The following is an 18,405-nucleotide window of genomic DNA, read 5'->3' as shown; positions in this document are numbered from 1 at the left end:
CGTCCCGTTCCCTGCTATCGCTCACTGGTTTGCCAGCTCCTTCATTTCGGTGATGGCCGGCACGGCCATCGGGTCCAGTCCGTGTGCCAGGGCGAGGTAGATCGAGGCGAAGTCCGGCACGGCGACCAGCGAGGCGAGCCGCTCCAGCGCGGAGCCGCCCTCGGCGGTCACCACGTCGCAGCGCACACCCCGCCGCTCGGCGAGCGTCTGCACGGCGTCCGCGCGGCGCTCCTCGACGTCGAGGGGCTCGTCGGCGTCGTCTTCCGGGTTCAGCCCTCCGTCACGCAGCAGCACCAACCGCAGCCGGGTGCCCGACGGCACCTCCGCGTCGGGATCGGCGAAGATGTCGCGGTCCCCCTCGGCCAGACCGCCGAAGACGCCGTCGAGCAGGCCGACCCGACCGCGCCCCGCCTCGCCGAGTGCCCCGCTGACCACGGGGTAGCGGGCGTTGGCGGACAGGGTGTCGCCGAACCGGCGGGCAGCCACCGTCGCCAGCGGCGACGAGCCCCAGACGATCGGCACCGAGCCGGCGAGGCCCAGGGCCAGCGACTTCGCCGGGTTGACGAAGGACTCGGCCGTCGGACGGCAGCGGTCGGCCTCCGCGTCCAACCGGGCCGCGGTCTCCGCCAGATCCGCCTCGTTGACCTTCACGAGCCCGAGCGTACGGGCGGCGAGCAGGACCGGCACGGTGAGCGCCCAGAGGCTGGCCCGGGCCGGGGCGCGCCGGGGTACCGGAATGAACGGCGCCCGGGCCCGCTCGGCCACGGACTGCAACTGCGAGTCGGGCGCGCCGACGGCGACCAGCCGGGCGCCCCGCCGGTGCGCGGCCTCGGCGGCGCCCAGCGCCTCGGGGCTGCGACCGGACGCGCTGACGGCGATGACCACGTCGGCGGCGCCCACCCAGCCGGGCACGCCGGCGCTGCGGTGCGGGATGACCGGCACCGGGCAGCGCGGCCCGGCGACGGTGGCCAGCACGTCGCCCGTACGCCCGGCGGTGCCGATGCCGGCGATGACGACCGCCCGGGGGCGGCCCTCGTCGGCGAGCACCTGGAGGTTGGCCTCGGCGGCCAGGGCGGCCGTCTCGCGGACCTGCGCCCCGGCGGAGGCCGTGTGCCGCAGCATGCCGCCCGGGTCGTGCTCGGCCAGCGCGGCCGGGTCGTCGAGGAGTGCCTCGTCGGGCTCGCGACGGCCGCTGACCCCGGCCGTACCGTCGATCATGACTGCTCCGAAGGGCCGCGCGCCTCGTCCAGCAGCAGCACCGGCACGTCGTCGCGGACCTCGAAGATCCGGCCGCACTCGGTGCAGGTCAGCGTCTGCGCCTGCGCGTCGTAGTCGAGCGGGGCGTGATGCGTGTCCGGACAGGCGAGGATTTCCAGCAACTGCGGGTCCAGGGCCACGGCGCGGCTCCTTCCACGTATGCGGTCTCACCGATCGACGGTGCCGACCGGCGCAGGCGATCTTATCGGCGAACCCGGTCGAGCACCTCGTCACGGAGGGCGGCCATCCGCTCCCGCGTCGGGGCCTCGACGTTGAGCCGCAGCAGTGGCTCGGTGTTCGAGGCGCGCAGATTGAACCACGCGCCGTCCGGGAAGCGCAGGGTCAGCCCGTCCATCTCGTCGGCGTCGGCCTGCGGGTACGCGGCCCGCACCTCGGCCACCTTGGCGGCCTGGTCGGCCACCGTCGAGTTGATCTCGCCAGAGGCCACGTACCGCTCGTACTCGCTCGCCAGCACGGACAGCGGCAGCGACTGCTCGCCCAGGGCCGCCAGGGTGTGCAGTGCGGCCAGCATGCCGGTGTCGGCGAACCAGAAGTCCCGGAAGTAGTAGTGGGCGGAGTGCTCGCCACCGAAGATCGCGTTCGTCCGCGCCATCTCCGCCTTGACGAAGGAGTGCCCGACCCGGGAGACGACCGGCTCGCCGCCGTGCTCGCGGATGATCTCCGGCACCGCCCTGGAGGTGATCAGGCCGTGGATCACCGTCGAGCCGGGGTGCTTGGCCAGCTCGCGGGCCGCCACCAGGGCGGTGATCGCCGACGGCGAGACCGGCTCGCCGCGCTCGTCGACCACGAAGCAGCGGTCGGCGTCTCCGTCGAACGCCAGGCCGATCTCGGCGCCGTGCTCGATCACCGCGCGCTGGAGGTCGACCAGGTTGGCCGGGTCCAGCGGGTTGGCCTCGTGGTTGGGGAAGGTGCCGTCGAGTTCGAAGTAGAGCGGCACGATCTCCAGCGGCAGCGCCGGCAGGACGGTGTCGCCGAGCACGGCCGGGACGGTGTAGCCGCCCATGCCGTTGCCGGCGTCGACGACCACCTTCAGCGGACGGATGCCGGAGAGGTCGACCAGCCGCCGCAGGTACGCCGCGTAGTCGGCCAGCAGGTCGCGGCGCTCAGCCGGCGCGGCCGACGTCCCGGTCAGGCGCTCGCCCTTGTCCAGCAGGGCCTGCGCCCGCTCGCGGATCTCGGCCAGCCCGCTGTCCTGCCCGATCGGGCGAGCCCCGGAGCGGCACATCTTGATGCCGTTGTACTGCGCCGGGTTGTGGCTGGCGGTGAACATCGCGCCGGGCAGCCCCAGCGCCCCGGAGGCGTAGTAGAGCATGTCGGTCGAGGCGAGGCCCAGCTCGACGACCGCGCGCCCCTCGGCGCGGACGCCGGCGGCGAAGGCGGCGGCCAGACCTGGCCCGGTGGCGCGCATGTCGTGCGCGACGAGTACCGCCTCGTCCTGCTCGCCGAAGCCGTTGAGCACCTGTGCGAAGGCCGCGCCGAGGGCCTCGGCGGCCTGCTCGTCCCACTGGTCCGGCACCGTCCCACGGACGTCGTAGGCCTTCACGATCTGGGACAGATCAGACACCGGTCTCGCTCCTTGCGCCGCAGGTCCTCAACGGCCTGAGCGTATCGGAGGGGTGCCGCGCGGCCCGGCTCAGCCGGGGAGCCGGGGCATGAACACCGTGTGGTCGCCACCGCCGGTCTCCGGCGGCGGGTCACCGGGCTTGCCCTGGGCGGGCGGCACGGGCGGCGGCGCCCCGTACTGCCCCGGCACCGGGGGCGTCGGCCTCGGGCTCGCGGGCGGGGCCGACACGGGCGGGGAGGCGGGTGCGCCGGGCACCACCTGCGTGGCCTCCGGGGCCGGTGCCGGGCGGCTGCCGTACACGCCGCCGGCGGGGCGCGGCGCGGGCGTGCCGCCGTACCGGCCGGGGGCGGGCGGCTGCTGCCCGTACACCTGGCCGGGTGGGCCGGGGGCGGCGGCCGGGCCCTGCCCGGAGCGGTAGGTGGTGCCGCCGGGGTTGCGGGGCAGCGGGACGTGGCCCGGGTCGGCCGGCTCCTTGTCCGCCCGCGAGCGGCGGAACAGCAGGACGATGAGCAGGATCCCGACGACGACCATGGCGATGCCGAAGAACATGACCACCGAGCCGCCGGAGGACTCCTCCTCGGCGGCGTTGCTGACGGCGCCAACGCCCTGGCCGGCGGCCAGGCTCGGGTCCGCCGCGCCGGCCCGCACCTCGGTGGCGACCGCGCTCGGGGTGGGCGACGGCTTCTTCGAGGGCTTCGGCGTCGGCGAGGGCGTGGCCAGGTCGCCGACCACCCGGGACGCCACCGCGCCCCGGCCCAGGGCCCGCCCGAGCGCGTCGCTGGCCGCGCCGCTCACGGTCAGCCGGCCGCCCGGCACCTCCGCGGCGAACGCCACCCGGTAGCGCACGGTGATGCTCTTACCCTTGCAGAGCCTCGGGTTCAGCGGCGAGGTGGCCGACGTGGCCGCGCTGCCCCGGCCCCCGGAGAGCGGCACCGGGAACCAGCGTCCGCCCACGTTGACCTGCGCGCTGACCTGGTCGGCGCGTAGGCCGGCCAGGCGCAGCCCCAGTGCGGTACGCAGCAGCACGCAGCCGTCGCTGCGCTTGCGCACCTCGATCGAGACGCCCCCGGCGGAACCGCCGGCGGTGAAGCTGCCGGCCGAACGCACCCGGACCGAGTCGCCTGCGGCGAGCGCGGGCGTCGCGCCGAGCGCCGCCAGGCCGCCCAGCAACGCGCAGACCGTCGCGAGCCGCGCCGCGTGCCGACGTACCGCCATGATCACCTCGCCGTTCCTCCCCCGACGGGGGTCCGCCGGTCAGGCTACTACCGGGCCCGGACGGGACCCGGTCATCGAGCGCCCCGGATGTGCGCCGTATTACCCCGTGACCGGGTCCGCGTACCTGGTCCACGGCGGGACACCCTCGCGCGCCGGTCGGGCCGGGTCGCCGCAATTGGCGGCGGCCCCAGACGGCGCGGGTGGTCGGTCCGTCGGCGGCCTCAGGTCGTTTCGGCGGCGGGCTTCAGACGGGGCGGGCGGTCGCTTCGCCGGCGGCCAGGGCGTCGCGGCAGAGCCGGTCGGCGGTACGGGTGGTCTCCGGCAGCCGGTAGCGCGGCGTCAACGCCAGCACCCGCGCGGTCGCGTCGTCGAGGCTCATCCGGTGGCCGACGCTGACGAAGACCGGCTTCACGCCGTCCCGGGTACGCAGCACCCGACCCACGACCTCGCCCCCGTCGCGCAACGGCGCCCACGAGCCCCGGCGGTCGGCCGGCGGCGCCCACTCCCCCAGCAGGGGCGTCTTGCCCACACCGATGGCCGGCAGGCCGGTCACCACGCCCAGGTGGCAGGCGAGCCCGAACCGGCGCGGGTGGGCCAGCCCGTGCCCGTCGCAGACCAGCAACTCGGGCCGCACGCTCAGCCGGTCGAGCGCGTCGAGCAGCGCGGGCAGCTCGCGGAAGGCGAAGAGCCCCGGGACGTACGCGAACGCGGGCCGGCCCACGCTCACCGCCGAGTCGATCACCGCCAGGGTCCGGGCGTCCAGCACGGTCACGGCCGCCGCGAGCCGGTCACCACTCTCGGCGTACGCCACGTCCAGGCCGGCCACCGTCGCGGGCTCGGCCGGACCGGGCCCGACCAGGTCCACCAGCGGTCGCAACCGCTCCTGTACGGCCAACGCCTCCGCCACACTGCCGGGCGCGATCGTCCGAGGGTCCGGCGCCCCGGTCGTCTCCACCCGCACGGCCCCGGGTGCGCCCGAGGTCACGACGGCCCGTCGGTGCGCGATCTGTCGACGCCCTGCCCGTCGGCACCCGGTGTGCCGGCACCCTCCGGGCCGACTCGCTGTCGTTCGGCGCTCTGCTCGTTAGCGTTCCGCCCGTCGCCGTCCACGCTGGCGGGATCGCTGACGGCGTCCTCACTGTCGTCGTCCTCGCTGTCGGCGCTGTCCTCGTCCTCGCTGTCGTCGTCCTGGGTGCTGCCGGCTCCCAGGGCGACGGCGAAGGCCACCCCCATCGCGATGCCGACGCCCACCCCGGCGGCCCCGTCCAACGCGGCCAGGCCGATGACCAGACCGAGCATGAGGCCGATCGGCCAAGCCCAGGTGTTGGAACGCCACCCACCAGGGCCGGACGACTTCTGCCCACTGTCTGTTTCAGCCATTTCGCCATGGTATTCCGATCCGGCAAGCCGACCTGGATCTGCGTCTCTCCGCGACGGCGGGTTACCAGCCGACTGCAGCCAGGAGACGCACCTCGGTTCATAGGTGACCGCTGATCCCGCAGCACTCGACGAGCAGACGCGGTCCATCGACCGTGTCGCCGCCTGAGCAAGGATCATCGTCGGGTGGAGGAACGAGTCCGACCAGCCAAAGCGCCGGGTGAGGGCATCGCAGGAGAGCGGTGGCTTGGTCGATGGAGAGTCAGCCGTACCAGCGCCCCGGGCCAAGGCTCGACGAGCCGCAGCAGGTTTCCGCAGCGCGCCAAGCTCAGGAAGAACCGCTTCCCTCAATCCCCAATGAAGGATCAGCTGCGGGGTCGCCTGCCTGTTGGAGCTGTTCTTCGAACATGACGAAGGTCTTCCTGCGAATACCTGCCACCAACGCCGACTCACGCGGCGTGAGCGGTCGCCGTTCCAGGTCCGCCTGCTCCACGATCGCGTTCACTGTCTCGTAAAGCGCGAAGATCGGGCCGACTCCGCGGAGGTATCTCCCCCGGTCATGTTCGGTGTACTCGATGAACTCGCTGCGGGACAACTCCTCGATCTCATCGCCGCCGACAAGGAGGATCTTCCTGACGAGATTGTCGGCTCGTTCCCAGCCGCCATCAGCTTTCGAAAGCTTCCATCCGACCACATGGCCCACTTCATCAGCCACCAGCTTGACCGGAGTCTCGTAGTAGCTGAAGAAGGCAGGGAGACTGCCCGGAGGTCGGTGGTTCACTACTCTCCCCTTCCTTCCTGGTGGCGCTCCAGGGCGAGCCGAAACGCCTCCTGCTCCTTCAGAACGAGTCCGTCCCGGATTGCCAACTCTCTTGCCGTCAAGGGACGATCTTGCGATTCTGCCATGGCATCAAGGTCCCTACGCACCTCGTAAAGCGCGTGCTCCCACTCTGCCACCTCATCCAACGCAAGGAGTTGCAGGCGAAGTTCCGCAATGTGACCATTCGACATCCGCAAACTTAACAGCACATCTCGGTACCCGCTCATCTGGGGTCCAAGGAAACGATCCTTCTTAGCTATCACCTCGACGTTGGGATCCTGACCGATTCGCGACAAGGTCTGATACAGGTCGCTCAGGCTGTTGAACTGGATCCTGGCTCCGGCGAGATCCTTTAGAGACGAAACATCGTTCCCATATTCACTTATCTTGTCGAGTACGCGCTGATGGTCCTTGGGCTTTTTGCGCCAGCTCGCCAGACCACGCTCGCCGGCCATTCGTTTCGCCAGTTCGTTGAGTTCCAGTTGAGCCGCCCACGCTTCCCTGTAGAGATTGCTGAGGTAGTTCAACCGATAGTTCTCGTCTCCCTTGCAGGAAGGGTCGAAGCTCGGCTGGTGGACCTTCCGCTTCCGAGGACTGACCGAGTCACCGAGCACCTTCAGCCCGTCACTCAGAGATCCCTCAGGTGGCCGCACCTCCATGGCGGGCACCGCTTCGGGACCGGACTCCTCGATGTGATCCAAGACCGACCCGAGGACGTTGACCGCCTGTTGCTGACTGGCGAGGTGATGCAGCGTCACGGGACGAGCCGTCAGCGAAGTGGCCAATTCAGGCGTAGCGAGGACCATCCGCGCCAGGTCAGGTCGCTGCGCCAACTGTCGGACGAGGCTCTCGGCCAACATCGGCTCGTCCTTGGGCGGCTGCCGCCACGTCTCGTCCAGCATCCGCTGCACGCGTGGATCCGCGAACAGCCGTGCCACGTCTTCGGCGCCCGCGTCGTCAAGTTGCGGTACGAGTCGCCGGAGTGCCGGGGGGTCTACGCCGGCCGCCACCTCGGCCGCCGTCACGCCTGCGGCGAAGACCCGTTCCAGGTTGGGCTCTGCGGCCAGGACCGCGTCGACGGCAACCGGCTTTCCCGCCCGTTCCGCCTGCGCGCGTTCCCGCGCCGTCCGCAGGTCCTCGGACGGTGTGTCGCTGCGTTCGGGGGCCGGTCCCGCCTCGTCGGACTGCCGTGGGAACCCTGGTGGCATCGACCCGTCGGACGGAGCCGAGCCCGGCCCGTCCAGCAGGTGCATGCGGTTGAGGAACAGTTCGCCGTACCCCTGGTCGGTTTCGACGGGTGGGTAATCCGGCAGGTCCGGTCGCTGGCTGAACCGCCCCCGCCGCAGTCCGCCCAGCGGCATCGGTCTGCCGTCCGAACCGATCACCAGGACCTCGGTGTCGACGGCGTTGTGCGGATGCGGGACGCCGTGGTGCCGGTACAGGGGCGCCGTCGACACGACGCCGGTCTGCGGGTCGAGGTAGAGGATGGTGCCGTTCTGGTTGAGAGCGACCCAGATGTGGGAACCGCCCTGCTCCCAGTTGTTGATGACGAAGGCGAAGCTGCCGTGGCCGCCGAGGCGGAGCTGGTCGTGCAGGTTGCGGTATCCCGTGTCGATGGCCCGCTGCCGCTCAACACCCTGGATGTCCTCGGTCGGCTGGCAGAGGCGCTGGAAGCGTCCTCCGGTGAGGTCCTCCACCCGCCCGATGCCGTCGCGTTCGCCGTTGATGGGGCACGTGATGTCGCCGGCCAGGTAGGCGTCGAAGGTGCGGGGAGCGGCTACTCGGGGGCGTCCGTGCATCCAGGTGTCGAACATCGACAGGGTGCAGTCGATGCAGTTGATGCCGCGGGTCGGGTCGGCCTGCGGTCCGCCGTCGTTGACCAACCCGAACCAGCCACCCACTCGCGGGTCGGCGTTGCGCCGGACGCTTCCGTCGGGTTCTCGGGGCACCTGCCGTTCGATGTCGGTCTGGTGCAGTGCCAGCGGCGGCCGCAGACCGCCGGGCTGGCCGTAGTTCCGGGACCGGTCGATCGGCGGCGGGTAGTCGTCGCCCGTCAAGGCCGAGCGGTCGGCTGTCTCCACGGCACCGTATGCCAGGTCGCCGACGTCGTCGTTGATCCGGCGGAAGTCCGTACCATCGACGGCGACGACGCCTGGGGCGGCTGCTCCGGCAAGGACCGCTTCTGCCAGATCCCTCTGCTGGTGACACCAGCGCTCCCGCTCACGGGCCCCCAGAAAGTGGCGCTCAGCGGCAGCGCGATGTCCGGCCTGCGCCAGGCGACGGCCCTCGCTGACCAGCCACCGGGCTTCGTCGTAGCTCCGATCTGCGGCCTGACGCAGTCGCGCCGCGCTGTCCAGGCGGCGGTTCTCCTCATGAGTCCTGCGCTGGAACTCGAAGTGCCCGCGGTAACGGCGCCGCTCGAACGCGTCCTGGTCCGCAGCCCATCTGGCGGCGTACCACTCCGGCGTGCGCGGACGCGGAGGCGGTTGCCCTGCGGCTTTTGACGGGTGTGGCACCGCCTCGGGCGTCCGGTCTGTCGGTGACGGGACCACGGGCGTCTCCGGCCCCATTTCTGGGATGCGCGATGGCCCCACCTTCGGCCCTGCGGTTCTCGCCGTCGTCTCACCGGACGCTGCCGGCCCCGTGGTGGTGACCGGGGACGCCTGCGCCGGGATGCCGGCGAGCGGTGAGTTCACTGCTGAGCCGTGGGGCGCTGGTCCCCCGGTCGTCGGCGGGTTGGTTGCCGCGGCGCCGGTGTTCTGCGCGGCCAGCCCGGAACCGGGCACCGATTCGTTGACGGGACCCGGGGCCACCGACGGGGCATGAGCAACTGTCGAAGGTGCTGCGGGCGCGACTGAGGAGAGCGTCGGGTCGAGCGGGGCCCTGGGTGCCTCGGCTTGCGACGCCGAGAGTACGGACCGATCCCCGGAATCGACGCCGGTTGGGGACGGTGGAGCGATTCGTGCTTCCGCAGGCACACCCTCAACCACCGGGCTGACCACATGGGCGGCGGAGACCGAGTCGGAAACCTGAGACGGCGTACTGGACGAGGCCACGCGCTGCTCGGGAATCCGGCTGTCGGACTCGGATGCGCCAGCCTCCGGAGACGCTGGCGTCACGGTCGCCGCCCTCGCCTCGACTGGCGTGTCGATCCCGACGGCAGGCACCGATCGGGGCGTATCCACGTCCGGCGTCGAGAGCGCGTGGCGCGCCGCCTCCACACCCGGCATCGAACCTGCAATGGAGGTCGAGGGTTGCGTGGGAACCCCACTGTCCACCGAGATGGAAGGCATCCCGGCCAGAGCGCTCATCTGGCCGTTGAGCCGTGCCTGCAACGCCGCGTCGGCCTGTGCGGTGGCGGAACCACGGGCACCGGACGCCGCCGCGCGGGCCGCGTCCTCCACGGAGGTCAGCCCCTGGCCGGTGGCGAGGCTCGCGGCCTGATCGGCCATCACCTCGCCGGCCATCTCGCGGCCGAAGTGCTCCCCGATCCGGGCGCCCCGGCCGGTGGCGTGCCGCCCGAGACCGGCCAGCGGCGCCACCGCCCCGCCGGCCATACCGCCGAGAGCCGTGGTGCCCAGCTCCGTCACGTCCAACCCGTGCCGGCGGCCGGTCGAATTCTGGTACGCCTGCGTGGCGAGGTTGATGCCGCTCTCCTCGGCCGCCTCGGACACACCACTCAGCGCCGCGCGGCGACTGAACCCCCGCACACCGCCCTTCGTGACCTCCTTCGCCGCCCGCTCGCCGGCCTCCTTGAGCCCCTGCTTGAGCGACTTGCGGGCCAGCTGAGCCATCAGCCGCTTGAAGATCTGCTGCACGATCAGCCTGGTGGCGGTGATCGCCGCCCCGGCGGCGGGCGAGGCCGCGCCCGCAGTGAGCACGGTCGCGACGGCCAGCGACAGCAGCTCGACCACCAGGATGCCCAGCTCGATCCAGACCTCGAGCTTGGCGCCCTCGATGTCGCAGCCGCACTCCTCCACCAGCCGACCCAGCTCGGTGCTGACGGCTAGCAGCACGGGCAACGGTGCCTCGTCGCCCTCCGCCACCCGACGCCAGGCGGTGTCGAAAGCGGCGGCGACCGCCCCGACGCCGCCGTACCCGCTACGCACCTCACCGGCGGCGGCAACGGCGTCGGCACGCGGCCCGGCCAGCGCGGCGGCCACCGCGTACCACTGGTCCGCGAGTTCCCAGACCGCGCGTTCGTTGCCCTCCGGCCACTCGACACCGATGACGCAGTCCAGGGCCTCGTAGACCCAGCCGGGCAACTGCCAGGGCGAGTAGTCGAGCGGGTGCGGGATGGGGCTCGGCAACACACTCATCCGGGTCTCCTCAGCGGATCAGCGCTGCTGGTGCCGGTCGCCGACGCGGCCGAGCCGGCCCGCACCCGCCGCGTCCGTCCGCAGGTTGGCATCCACCGACCGGACCACGTCCGCGCCGAGACCCTCCAGGTGCCGACCCACGCCCTCCCACGTGCGCAGAACCAACTCCTCGAAGCCGCGGTACTTCTGCTCGAACGCGGCCCCGATGTCGTCCTTGCCCCAGGGCGATCGGCCGCTCGCCGCCGCGACGGCGCCGCCCACCTGGCGGCGACGTGCCGTGATCGCCTCGCCGGAGAGCGAGAGGTCGACGCCCCCGCGCCGGGCCCGCTGCGGGTCGAGCCAGAGCTGACCGTCCATCACTCGCCCCGGCGCAGCACGGCGTCGGCCCGACCCAGCAACGAACCGAAGTCACCGGTACGCAGGAAGTCAGTCGCCCCGGACCCGGCGGGCAGGTAGCCGGCCACGAGTTCCTGGGTGGCCGCGACCGCCGCAGCACCGGCCCGGTGGACGGTGGTGGTGATCTTCCGGCTCAACGCCTTGGCGTCCCGGGCCTGGAAGACGGAGGGGTGCAGCTCGACCGAGATCACCTCGCCCCGGGCACCGGCGGTGGCGGTCACCTGACCGTCCTCGGAGCGCTCGGTCACCCGTAGCTCGGCGAGCCGACCCTGTAGCTCGTCCAGACCGGACCTCAGTCGCTGGTAGTCCCCGTACACCTCGTCGAACCGCGCCCGCAGCGCGCGGTTGGCGTCGCGGTCCACACTCTCGGCCAACGCCACCCTCCCCGGTTACCGTCGGTAGGGCGAACCATACCGGGCGCCACGAATCCGTGGGGGTCCGGTACTTTCAAGCCGTGATCGATCGCCAGCAGGCCGAGCAGCTCGCCGCCGTGTGGGCCCGCCGCGAGTCACAGCGCCTGGGACACGAGTGCCGCCCCAGCGTCGACGAGTTCGAGCTCGGCTACGTCATCACGTCCACCGTGCCCATCGAGGCGAGGACGATGCCCGGCGACCTGCCGACCACGGTGGTGGACAAGCTGACCGGCGAGGTGAGCACCTGGCCGCGGGTGCCGGTCGACGTCGTTGCGCAGATGTACCGCCGGAGCCGGCCGGAGGGCCCCGCGGTGCCCCGTACGGTCGATCCGGCGAGCCAACTGCTCCGTGAGATCCGCCGCTTGCCGACCCCCGGCACGGCGGCGCACCTGACGGTCGGGGGGCGACTGTTCCGCGCGCAGGGCGCCAAGGGCGACGTCACGTTGAACCACCACCCGCTGGTGCGGTCCTACCTGGACGGGTTGCCCCCCGGGCACCTGGTGCGCGGCGGCGACCGGCACGCCGAGCTGATCGTCGTCTCCGACGTCCTGCACGACTACGACCACCGCCGCGCCGCCGAGGGCATCGCGCCGCTCGGCATGGCCGACGCGGAGATGCTGCTGGGCGGTGCCCGCTTCGAGGTCTTCCGGGTACGGGAGGCGGGTGACCCCTATGGCGGCAGGGCGGAAAGAGCCTGCGACTCGTGCGTCAACTTCCTGGTCCACTTCAACGCGCTGTCCTGGGCAGACCTGGCCTTCACCTCGGAGTGGCACCCGCAGCCACAGCACCCGCATCATCCGGGCCGCTTCCCGCCCCCGGTGGGCGACGCACTCATGGATGCCGGCTGGGAGGACAGCGAGTTCAACCCCGCCCTGGCCGCCGGGGCGATCCGGGAGACGTGCGAGATCGCCGGTCAGCGACACCGCCACGAGCCCTTCCCTGCGGCCGAACGGGCGCTGACCGCCTTCCCCGCGATCGTGAGCAGCCGCCGGGGCCCCGGCGAGCAGGTCTGGATAAGTCGGTTCACGACCAACCCACTCCGGAGCGCGTACTCGGCCGACACACTCGCCGACTTCGCCGCCGTATTGGGGACGAGGCTCTTTCCCGTCGGATCCGAGCACGGCGACAGCAACTTCGCCGTCGACGAGCGGGGGCGCGTCTTCGCGTTGGACCAGGCCGGTGAGTGGTTCCTCGGCGAGGACATCGACGCCGCGCTGACCACCCTGCTGCTCGGCCGGGCGCCGGCCCGCGTCCGCGACGACGGCACCTGGTGAGCGGGCGACGGCTGGTGAGCGGGCGGCACCCGGTGAGGGCTACAACGACAGGCCGGTCAGCACCATGACCCGGGGTTCCGTGTAGTCCTCCATGGCGCTGCGCAGGCCCTCCCGCCCGACGCCGCTGCCCTTCACCCCGCCGTACGGCATCTGGTCGGCCCGGTACGACGGCACGTCGCCGACGATCACCCCGCCCACCTCCAGCGTGCGGTGCGCCGCGAAGGCCGTGTCGAGGCGGTGGGTGAAGACCCCCGCCTGCAACCCGTACGCCGAGTCGTTGACGGCGGCGAAGGCGGCCTGGTCGTGCGCGACGCGGGCGACCACCAGCACGGGCCCGAAGACCTCCTCGGCGCAGACCTTGGCGTCCGCCGGCACGCCGGGAAGCACGGTCGGCGGATAGGTCGCGCCGTCTCGCCGGCCGCCCAGCTCGATGGTGGCGCCGGCGGTGACGGCCTCGTCCACCCACGCCTCGACGCGGCGGGCGGCGTCGACGGAGATCAGCGGCCCGACGTCGGTGAGGGGGTCGGACGGGTCGCCGACGCGCAGCTCCTGCACCGCCGCGACGAGGCGGGGCAGGAACGCGTCGTAGAGCCATTCGTGCACGTAGACCCGCTGCACGGCGATGCACGACTGCCCGGCCTGGTAGTTGGAGAACGTGGCGATGCGGTGCGCGGCGAAGGTCAGGTCCTCGTCGGTGTTCCAGTCCTCGCAGATGACGGCGGCGGCGTTGCCGCCCAGCTCCAGGGTGACGTGCTTCTCGGGCACGCGGCGACGGATCGCGGCGCCGACCGGCCCGGAGCCGGTGAACGAGACCACCGGCAGCCGGGGGTCGGCGACCAACTCGGCGGCGCGCTCGTCGGGCAGCGGCAGGACCGAGAACATCCCCTCCGGCAGGTCGGTCTCGGCGAGCAGCTCGCCCAGCAGCAGCGCCGACAGCGGGGTGGCGGGGGCGGGCTTGACGATGATCGGGGCGCCGACCGCGATGGCCGGGGCGACCTTGTGCGCGACGAGGTTCAGCGGGAAGTTGAACGGCGCGATGCCGAGCACCGGCCCCTTGGGCGCCCGCCGGACCAGGGCGATCCGCCCGGTGGCGGCGGGGTCGGTGTCGAGGCGTTGCAGCTCGCCGGAGAAGCGCCGGGCCTCCTCGGCGGCCCAGCGGAAGGTGGAGACGGCCCTCGCGACCTCGGCGCGGGCCCACTTCAGCGGCTTGCCGTTCTCGGCGGTGATCAGCCGCGCGGCCTCCTCGGCCCGCTCGGCGAGCCGGCGGGACACGTGGTCCAGGGCCGCCGCGCGGGCGTGCGCGGGCAGGGCCGCGGCCACCGCGGCCACCCCGGCGGCTGCCGCGACGGCCGCTTCGACCTGCTCGGCGGTGGCGAGGGTGGTACGACCGACGGCGCGCCCGTCGTACGGGTGGTGGACGGTCAGCTCGCCCTCGCCCTCGCCGTGGGCGGGGCGGGAGGCGACATGAAAGGCGACCGGGTCCACACGCAGCAGCGTAGACCTCCGCACGGCAGTGAGCCCGGCTGATCCCTTACCGCAGTCCGCCCCCCTAATACAAGGCCCCCTCACGTCTCCACATTTTGCCGTGGAGGCCCTACGCTCTTGCTCACTTTGATCAATTGCGATCGATGGCGTACCCGCCGTCGTGTAGCGAGAGGAACACCCGAGGGATGACACTCCCCTACCCCGCCGCGCGCCGCTGGCGCGCCGGTTTGTTGACCGCCGCCGTCGCCACCGCCGTGGCGTTCGGCGCCCCCGCGACGGCCGCCCCCGCCGAGGGACAGATTCTCATGGCGGGCGGCGCCACCGCCGTCGACGACTCGTACATCGTGGTGTTCAAGGACACCTCGGTCGGCCGGACCGACGTCACGAAGAAGGCGCGTGACCTCGCCGGCCGGCACCGGGGCGCGGTCAACCGGACGTACCAGAACGCGCTGCGCGGGTTCGAGGCCCGGATGTCCGAGGCGGAGGCCAAGCGGCTCGCCGCCGACCCCTCGGTGCGCTACGTCCAGCAGAACCACACCATGCGGATCAGCGGTACGCAGAGCCCCACCCCCTCCTGGGGCCTGGACCGGCTCGACCAGCGCGCCCTGCCGCTGAACAGCTCGTACACCTACCCGAACACCGGCTCGGGCGTGAAGGCGTACATCATCGACACCGGCATCCGGTTCAGCCACGGCGACTTCGGCGGTCGGGCCGTCACCGGCTTCGACTCGATCGACGGCGGCAGCGCCGACGACTGCAACGGGCACGGCACGCACGTGGCCGGCACGGTCGGCGGCACCGCCTACGGGGTGGCCAAGGGCGTCACGCTGGTCGGCGTCCGGGTGCTCGACTGCGAGGGCAGCGGCACCGACGCCGGCGTCATCCAGGGCGTCGACTGGGTGACCGGCGACCACGCCGCCGGCCAGCTCGCGGTGGCCAACATGAGCCTCGGCGGCGGGTTCAGCCAGGCCCTCAACGACGCGGTGGCGCGGTCCATCGCCGACGGCGTCACCTACGGGCTGGCCGCCGGCAACGACTACGGCGCCAACGCCTGCAACAGCTCGCCGGCCAGCCTCCTCGCCGGCATCACCGTCGGCTCGACCACCAACACCGACGCCCGCTCGTCGTTCTCCAACATCGGCACCTGCCTGGACATCTTCGCCCCGGGCAGCTCGATCACCTCGGCCTGGCACACCGGCGACACGGCCACCAACAGCATCAGCGGCACCTCGATGGCGACCCCCCACGTGGTCGGCGCCGCCGCACTCGTGCTCGCCGCCAACCCGACGTTCACCCCGCAGCAGGTGCGCGACAAGCTCGTCGCCGACGCCACCAGCAACGCGGTGACCAGCCCCGGCACCGGCTCGCCCAACAAGCTGCTGTACGTCGGCGACGGCGGCACCACGCCCCCGCCGCCCCCGCCGCCCACCGGCTGCACCCAGACCAACGGCACCGACGTGACCATCCGCGACAACACCACGGTGGAGAGCACCATCACCATCGCGGGCTGCACCGGCACCGCCGGCTCCACCAGCACGGTCGCCGTGCAGATCGTGCACACCTACATCGGTGACCTCGCCGTCAGCCTCGTCGCCCCCGACGGCAGCGCCTACACCCTGCACAACCGCAGCGGCGGCTCCGCCGACAACATCAACCAGACCTACGCCGTCAACCTCTCCTCCGAGGTCGCCAACGGCACCTGGAAGCTGCGGGTCCAGGACGCGGGCGCCGGCGACACCGGCTACGTGAACAGCTGGACGCTCAACCTGGGCGGCTCCGGCACCACCAACTGCACCGGCACCAACGCCAACAACGTCACCGTCGGCGACAACGCGACGGTCACCAGCAGCGTCGCGATCGCCGGCTGCACGGGCACCGCCTCGTCGACCAGCAAGGTCGCCGTGCAGATCGTGCACACCTACGTCGGTGACCTCGTCGTCAGCCTCGTCGCCCCCGACGGCAGCGCCTACACCCTGCACAACCGCACCGGCGGCTCCGCCGACAACATCAACCAGACCTACACGGTCAACCTCTCCACGGAGACGCGTAACGGCACCTGGAACCTGCGCGTCCAGGACGCCGCCTCCGGCGACACCGGCTACATCGACGGCTGGACCCTGACCCTCTAGGACTCCTCAGCCGAAGCACAGCCTGAGGGGCCCCTCGCCACGCTCCCGCCTGACGAGGGGCCCCTCAGCCTCCCTCCCTCCCTCCCACCCACACCCACCCACCCGCCCCGCCCCGGCGATCATGCAGTTGTGGTGGGCGGAGCGCCCCCACTCGCTCGTTTTGCGAGGCACCACAACTGCATGATCGCCCCCGTTCTGCCAGTGCCGCTGCTTCGTGATGGGGGTGAGGCGGCATGCTTGGGCGTGCCTGTTCTCACTTCTCAGGTGGACACCGTTGTCGTGCCGTCGTACACCACGTTCTGCCTGTGCTCGCAGGGTGTGGACGCTCTGCGGGATCTTGCGGAAGCAGGGCGGCTGGCCTCCGCGGACGGGGTCGGGTTCTCCTTCAGCGCCGTCGGGGTGCGTGCAGCAACCGAGCTCAGCCGAGCTTTCGTGTCGGTGGAGACGTGGTCACGGATGCCGTCGATCCTGCCGGACCAGCGTCCGTTCGACTTCGCGTTCGAGGGCGTCGTGGACTTCCCAGACGACTGTTGGCGCATCTACGAGTCGCTCGACCCTCCGGTGCGTCTCGGCATCGAACTGCCGTCGGGCGCGGGCCCGTACGGCGCGCGAGTGATCGCGTACAACCACAACGAGATCCTCGACCGGTTCGAGATGGCGCAGGCCGGGACGAGCGAGGAGTTCGCCGCCGCGTTGGACGACATCAGAGGGCTCGCTCCCGAGGCGGGCGAGCAGTACCAGATCCAGCTGTGGCCGGTAGGGCGGCGGGGTTAGACGCGGACACCCCACCGGCGGGTACCGCCATCTGTCCACCGTGACCGGGACTGGTCCCCGGCAAACGCCCGGTTCAGGTCAGGCGGCGAAGAGCGCCGCGATGGTGGAGATGATGTAGGCAGGGCGGCGATACAGGTCCAGGTCGGTGAAGTAGCGCATGCGCCAGCCGTGGGCGGCGAGCCAGTTCATGCGGGAGCGGTCGCGACGGAGGCGTTCGCGGTCGAGGTGCGACCTCCCGTCGTACTCGATGCCGATTCGACGCTTCCGATAGCCGAGGTCCAGCCGGTAGAGGGGAATGCCGTCCGCGTCCCGCACCCACAGTTGGGGATCCGGGGCGGGCAATCCGCCGTCGATCAGCAGGAGCCTGAGCTGGCTCTCCTGCGGGCATTCCGCTCTCGGGTCCGCCAGGTCGATAAGCCGTCGCGCCTGGCACACGGCGCGCAGCCGGGCATGTCGCGTCACCTCGGCCCGGAGTTGGTCAGGCCGACAGGCACCCACGCGCAGGCACCGGTCGAGCAACGGCAGGGCGTTCATCCGGTGCGGCGATCTGGCCAGGTCGACGGCACACCGGGCCGCAGGCGCGCAAGGGACCCCTTCCAGCAGGACCGGTTGCTGGACCGGCAGCACGGACTCGTGCGTCACGACGCCCCGGATGCGGGGTACGACGAGCCCGGCCGGCACGATCACGTGGACGTCGTCGCTGGGCGCGGCTTCGAAGCCGTGCAGCCGGGCGCCGGTGTGGAACCCGGCCACCACCCCGTCCGGCAGCCGACGGAAGATCGCCTTCAACTGCTCGCCCCGGTCGGCCGGTCGGCCGTAGACGCCCCTCGACAGCCGGTGCATTCGCTCCGTGTCGACGCGTCGCCTCACCTGCTCCCGACTCAGCCCTGCGGAGATCAGCTCCGGATACCGGTACAGCCCCTCTGCCATGAACAGCCACCCTGCCGAGCGCGCCCTAACTCCGCCCGCCCCGCCTGACCCCCCTGTGGACAACCACCCCCTCTGTGGAAAACCCCCACCCCGCCCGCACCTGTGCTAGCCGGAGTGCGGCGGGTGCGCGCCGGGCGCGCCGGCAACGCGTCGATCATGCAGTCGTGGTGGCCGATCCGCCCGCCTTCGCCCCTTTCGTGGGGCACCACAACTGCATGATCGACGGGGGCGGGGGCGGGGGCGAGGGCGAGGGCGGGGGGCGGGGGCGGGGGCGGGGGGTGTCCCTATGGGTTTCGTCAAGCGGGGACGGGGCTGGTGGGGCGTGGCTGGTAGGGGATCTTGTCGCGGAGCATGGCGTAGAGGACGTCGCAGCGGCGTCGGGCGAGGCAGATGAGGGCGGCGTTGTGGCGTTTGCCTTCGGCTCTTTTGCG

General features: G+C 72.0%; 15 protein-coding genes and 1 pseudogene. 3 read left to right on the top strand and 13 right to left on the bottom strand.

From position 1 onward, the window contains the following. Positions 1-21 precede the first annotated feature (21 nt). From ACFHW0_RS14180 to ACFHW0_RS14135, 10 genes are all read right to left on the bottom strand, one after another. Positions 22-1,218 (bottom strand): SIS domain-containing protein, encoded by a 1,197-nt coding sequence (locus ACFHW0_RS14180; protein WP_416607740.1) that lies wholly within the window; start codon positions 1,216-1,218, stop codon positions 22-24. Further along, positions 1,215-1,397: a Trm112 family protein gene (locus ACFHW0_RS14175; protein ID WP_121396478.1), complete on the bottom strand. Its 183-nt coding sequence runs from the start codon at positions 1,395-1,397 to the stop codon at positions 1,215-1,217. The genes ACFHW0_RS14180 and ACFHW0_RS14175 overlap by 4 nt, the downstream gene beginning before the upstream one ends. A 62-nt stretch (positions 1,398-1,459) precedes the next feature. Continuing rightward, positions 1,460-2,842 (bottom strand): phosphomannomutase/phosphoglucomutase, encoded by a 1,383-nt coding sequence (locus tag ACFHW0_RS14170; protein WP_416607739.1) that lies wholly within the window; start codon positions 2,840-2,842, stop codon positions 1,460-1,462. Between the two features lie 69 nt (positions 2,843-2,911). Next, a complete protein-coding gene (locus tag ACFHW0_RS14165) occupies positions 2,912-4,057 on the bottom strand; it encodes a hypothetical protein (protein WP_416608138.1) in 1,146 nt (381 codons plus the stop codon). Positions 4,058-4,301: 244 nt separating this feature from the next. Next, on the bottom strand, positions 4,302-5,012 hold the full coding sequence (gene nfi / locus ACFHW0_RS14160) for a deoxyribonuclease V (protein WP_416608136.1): 711 nt from the start codon (positions 5,010-5,012) through the stop codon (positions 4,302-4,304). A gap of 26 nt (positions 5,013-5,038) precedes the next feature. Then, positions 5,039-5,437, bottom strand: coding sequence for a hypothetical protein (locus tag ACFHW0_RS14155; RefSeq protein WP_416607738.1), 399 nt, complete (start codon positions 5,435-5,437; stop codon positions 5,039-5,041). A gap of 325 nt (positions 5,438-5,762) precedes the next feature. Continuing rightward, a complete protein-coding gene (locus tag ACFHW0_RS14150; protein ID WP_416607737.1) occupies positions 5,763-6,149 on the bottom strand; it encodes a hypothetical protein in 387 nt (128 codons plus the stop codon). A gap of 65 nt (positions 6,150-6,214) precedes the next feature. Further along, positions 6,215-10,573 carry a toxin glutamine deamidase domain-containing protein gene (locus ACFHW0_RS14145; RefSeq protein ID WP_416607736.1) on the bottom strand — a complete coding sequence of 1,453 codons (4,359 nt, stop codon included), beginning with the start codon at positions 10,571-10,573 and terminating at the stop codon, positions 6,215-6,217. Between the two features lie 18 nt (positions 10,574-10,591). After that, positions 10,592-10,930: a hypothetical protein gene (locus ACFHW0_RS14140; protein ID WP_416607735.1), complete on the bottom strand. Its 339-nt coding sequence runs from the start codon at positions 10,928-10,930 to the stop codon at positions 10,592-10,594. Beyond that, complete coding sequence (locus ACFHW0_RS14135) at positions 10,930-11,349, bottom strand: YbaB/EbfC family nucleoid-associated protein (RefSeq protein WP_416607734.1); 420 nt, start codon at positions 11,347-11,349, stop codon at positions 10,930-10,932. Before ACFHW0_RS14135 ends, ACFHW0_RS14140 begins: the two co-directional genes overlap by 1 nt. Positions 11,350-11,423: 74 nt before the next feature. Between ACFHW0_RS14135 and ACFHW0_RS14130 the strand changes: the two genes are divergently transcribed. After that, complete coding sequence (locus ACFHW0_RS14130; protein WP_416607733.1) at positions 11,424-12,656, top strand: SUKH-3 domain-containing protein; 1,233 nt, start codon at positions 11,424-11,426, stop codon at positions 12,654-12,656. 39 nt (positions 12,657-12,695) lie between these two features. Here the strand turns inward: ACFHW0_RS14130 and ACFHW0_RS14125 are convergent, their stop codons facing one another. After that, a complete protein-coding gene (locus ACFHW0_RS14125; RefSeq protein ID WP_416607732.1) occupies positions 12,696-14,141 on the bottom strand; it encodes an aldehyde dehydrogenase family protein in 1,446 nt (481 codons plus the stop codon). A gap of 185 nt (positions 14,142-14,326) precedes the next feature. Between ACFHW0_RS14125 and ACFHW0_RS14120 the strand changes: the two genes are divergently transcribed. Both ACFHW0_RS14120 and ACFHW0_RS14115 read left to right on the top strand, forming a co-directional pair. Next, positions 14,327-16,270, top strand: coding sequence for a proprotein convertase P-domain-containing protein (locus ACFHW0_RS14120; RefSeq protein WP_416607731.1), 1,944 nt, complete (start codon positions 14,327-14,329; stop codon positions 16,268-16,270). Between the two features lie 264 nt (positions 16,271-16,534). Next, positions 16,535-17,044 carry a hypothetical protein gene (locus tag ACFHW0_RS14115; RefSeq protein WP_416607730.1) on the top strand — a complete coding sequence of 170 codons (510 nt, stop codon included), beginning with the start codon at positions 16,535-16,537 and terminating at the stop codon, positions 17,042-17,044. A gap of 78 nt (positions 17,045-17,122) precedes the next feature. On the opposite strand, the gene ACFHW0_RS14110 is transcribed toward ACFHW0_RS14115, so the two are convergent. After that, positions 17,123-17,974 (bottom strand): hypothetical protein, encoded by an 852-nt coding sequence (locus ACFHW0_RS14110; protein WP_416607729.1) that lies wholly within the window; start codon positions 17,972-17,974, stop codon positions 17,123-17,125. A 296-nt stretch (positions 17,975-18,270) separates the two neighbouring features. Then, positions 18,271-18,405, bottom strand: a pseudogene (locus ACFHW0_RS14105) (IS110 family transposase); the annotation flags it as partial.

It is taken from the genome of Micromonospora sp. LOL_025, from assembly GCF_048060285.1.
Classification (GTDB): Bacteria; Actinomycetota; Actinomycetes; order Mycobacteriales; family Micromonosporaceae; genus Micromonospora.
Note: the sequence above shows the minus strand (reverse complement) of the source record. Positions and strands in the feature narration are given on the sequence as shown.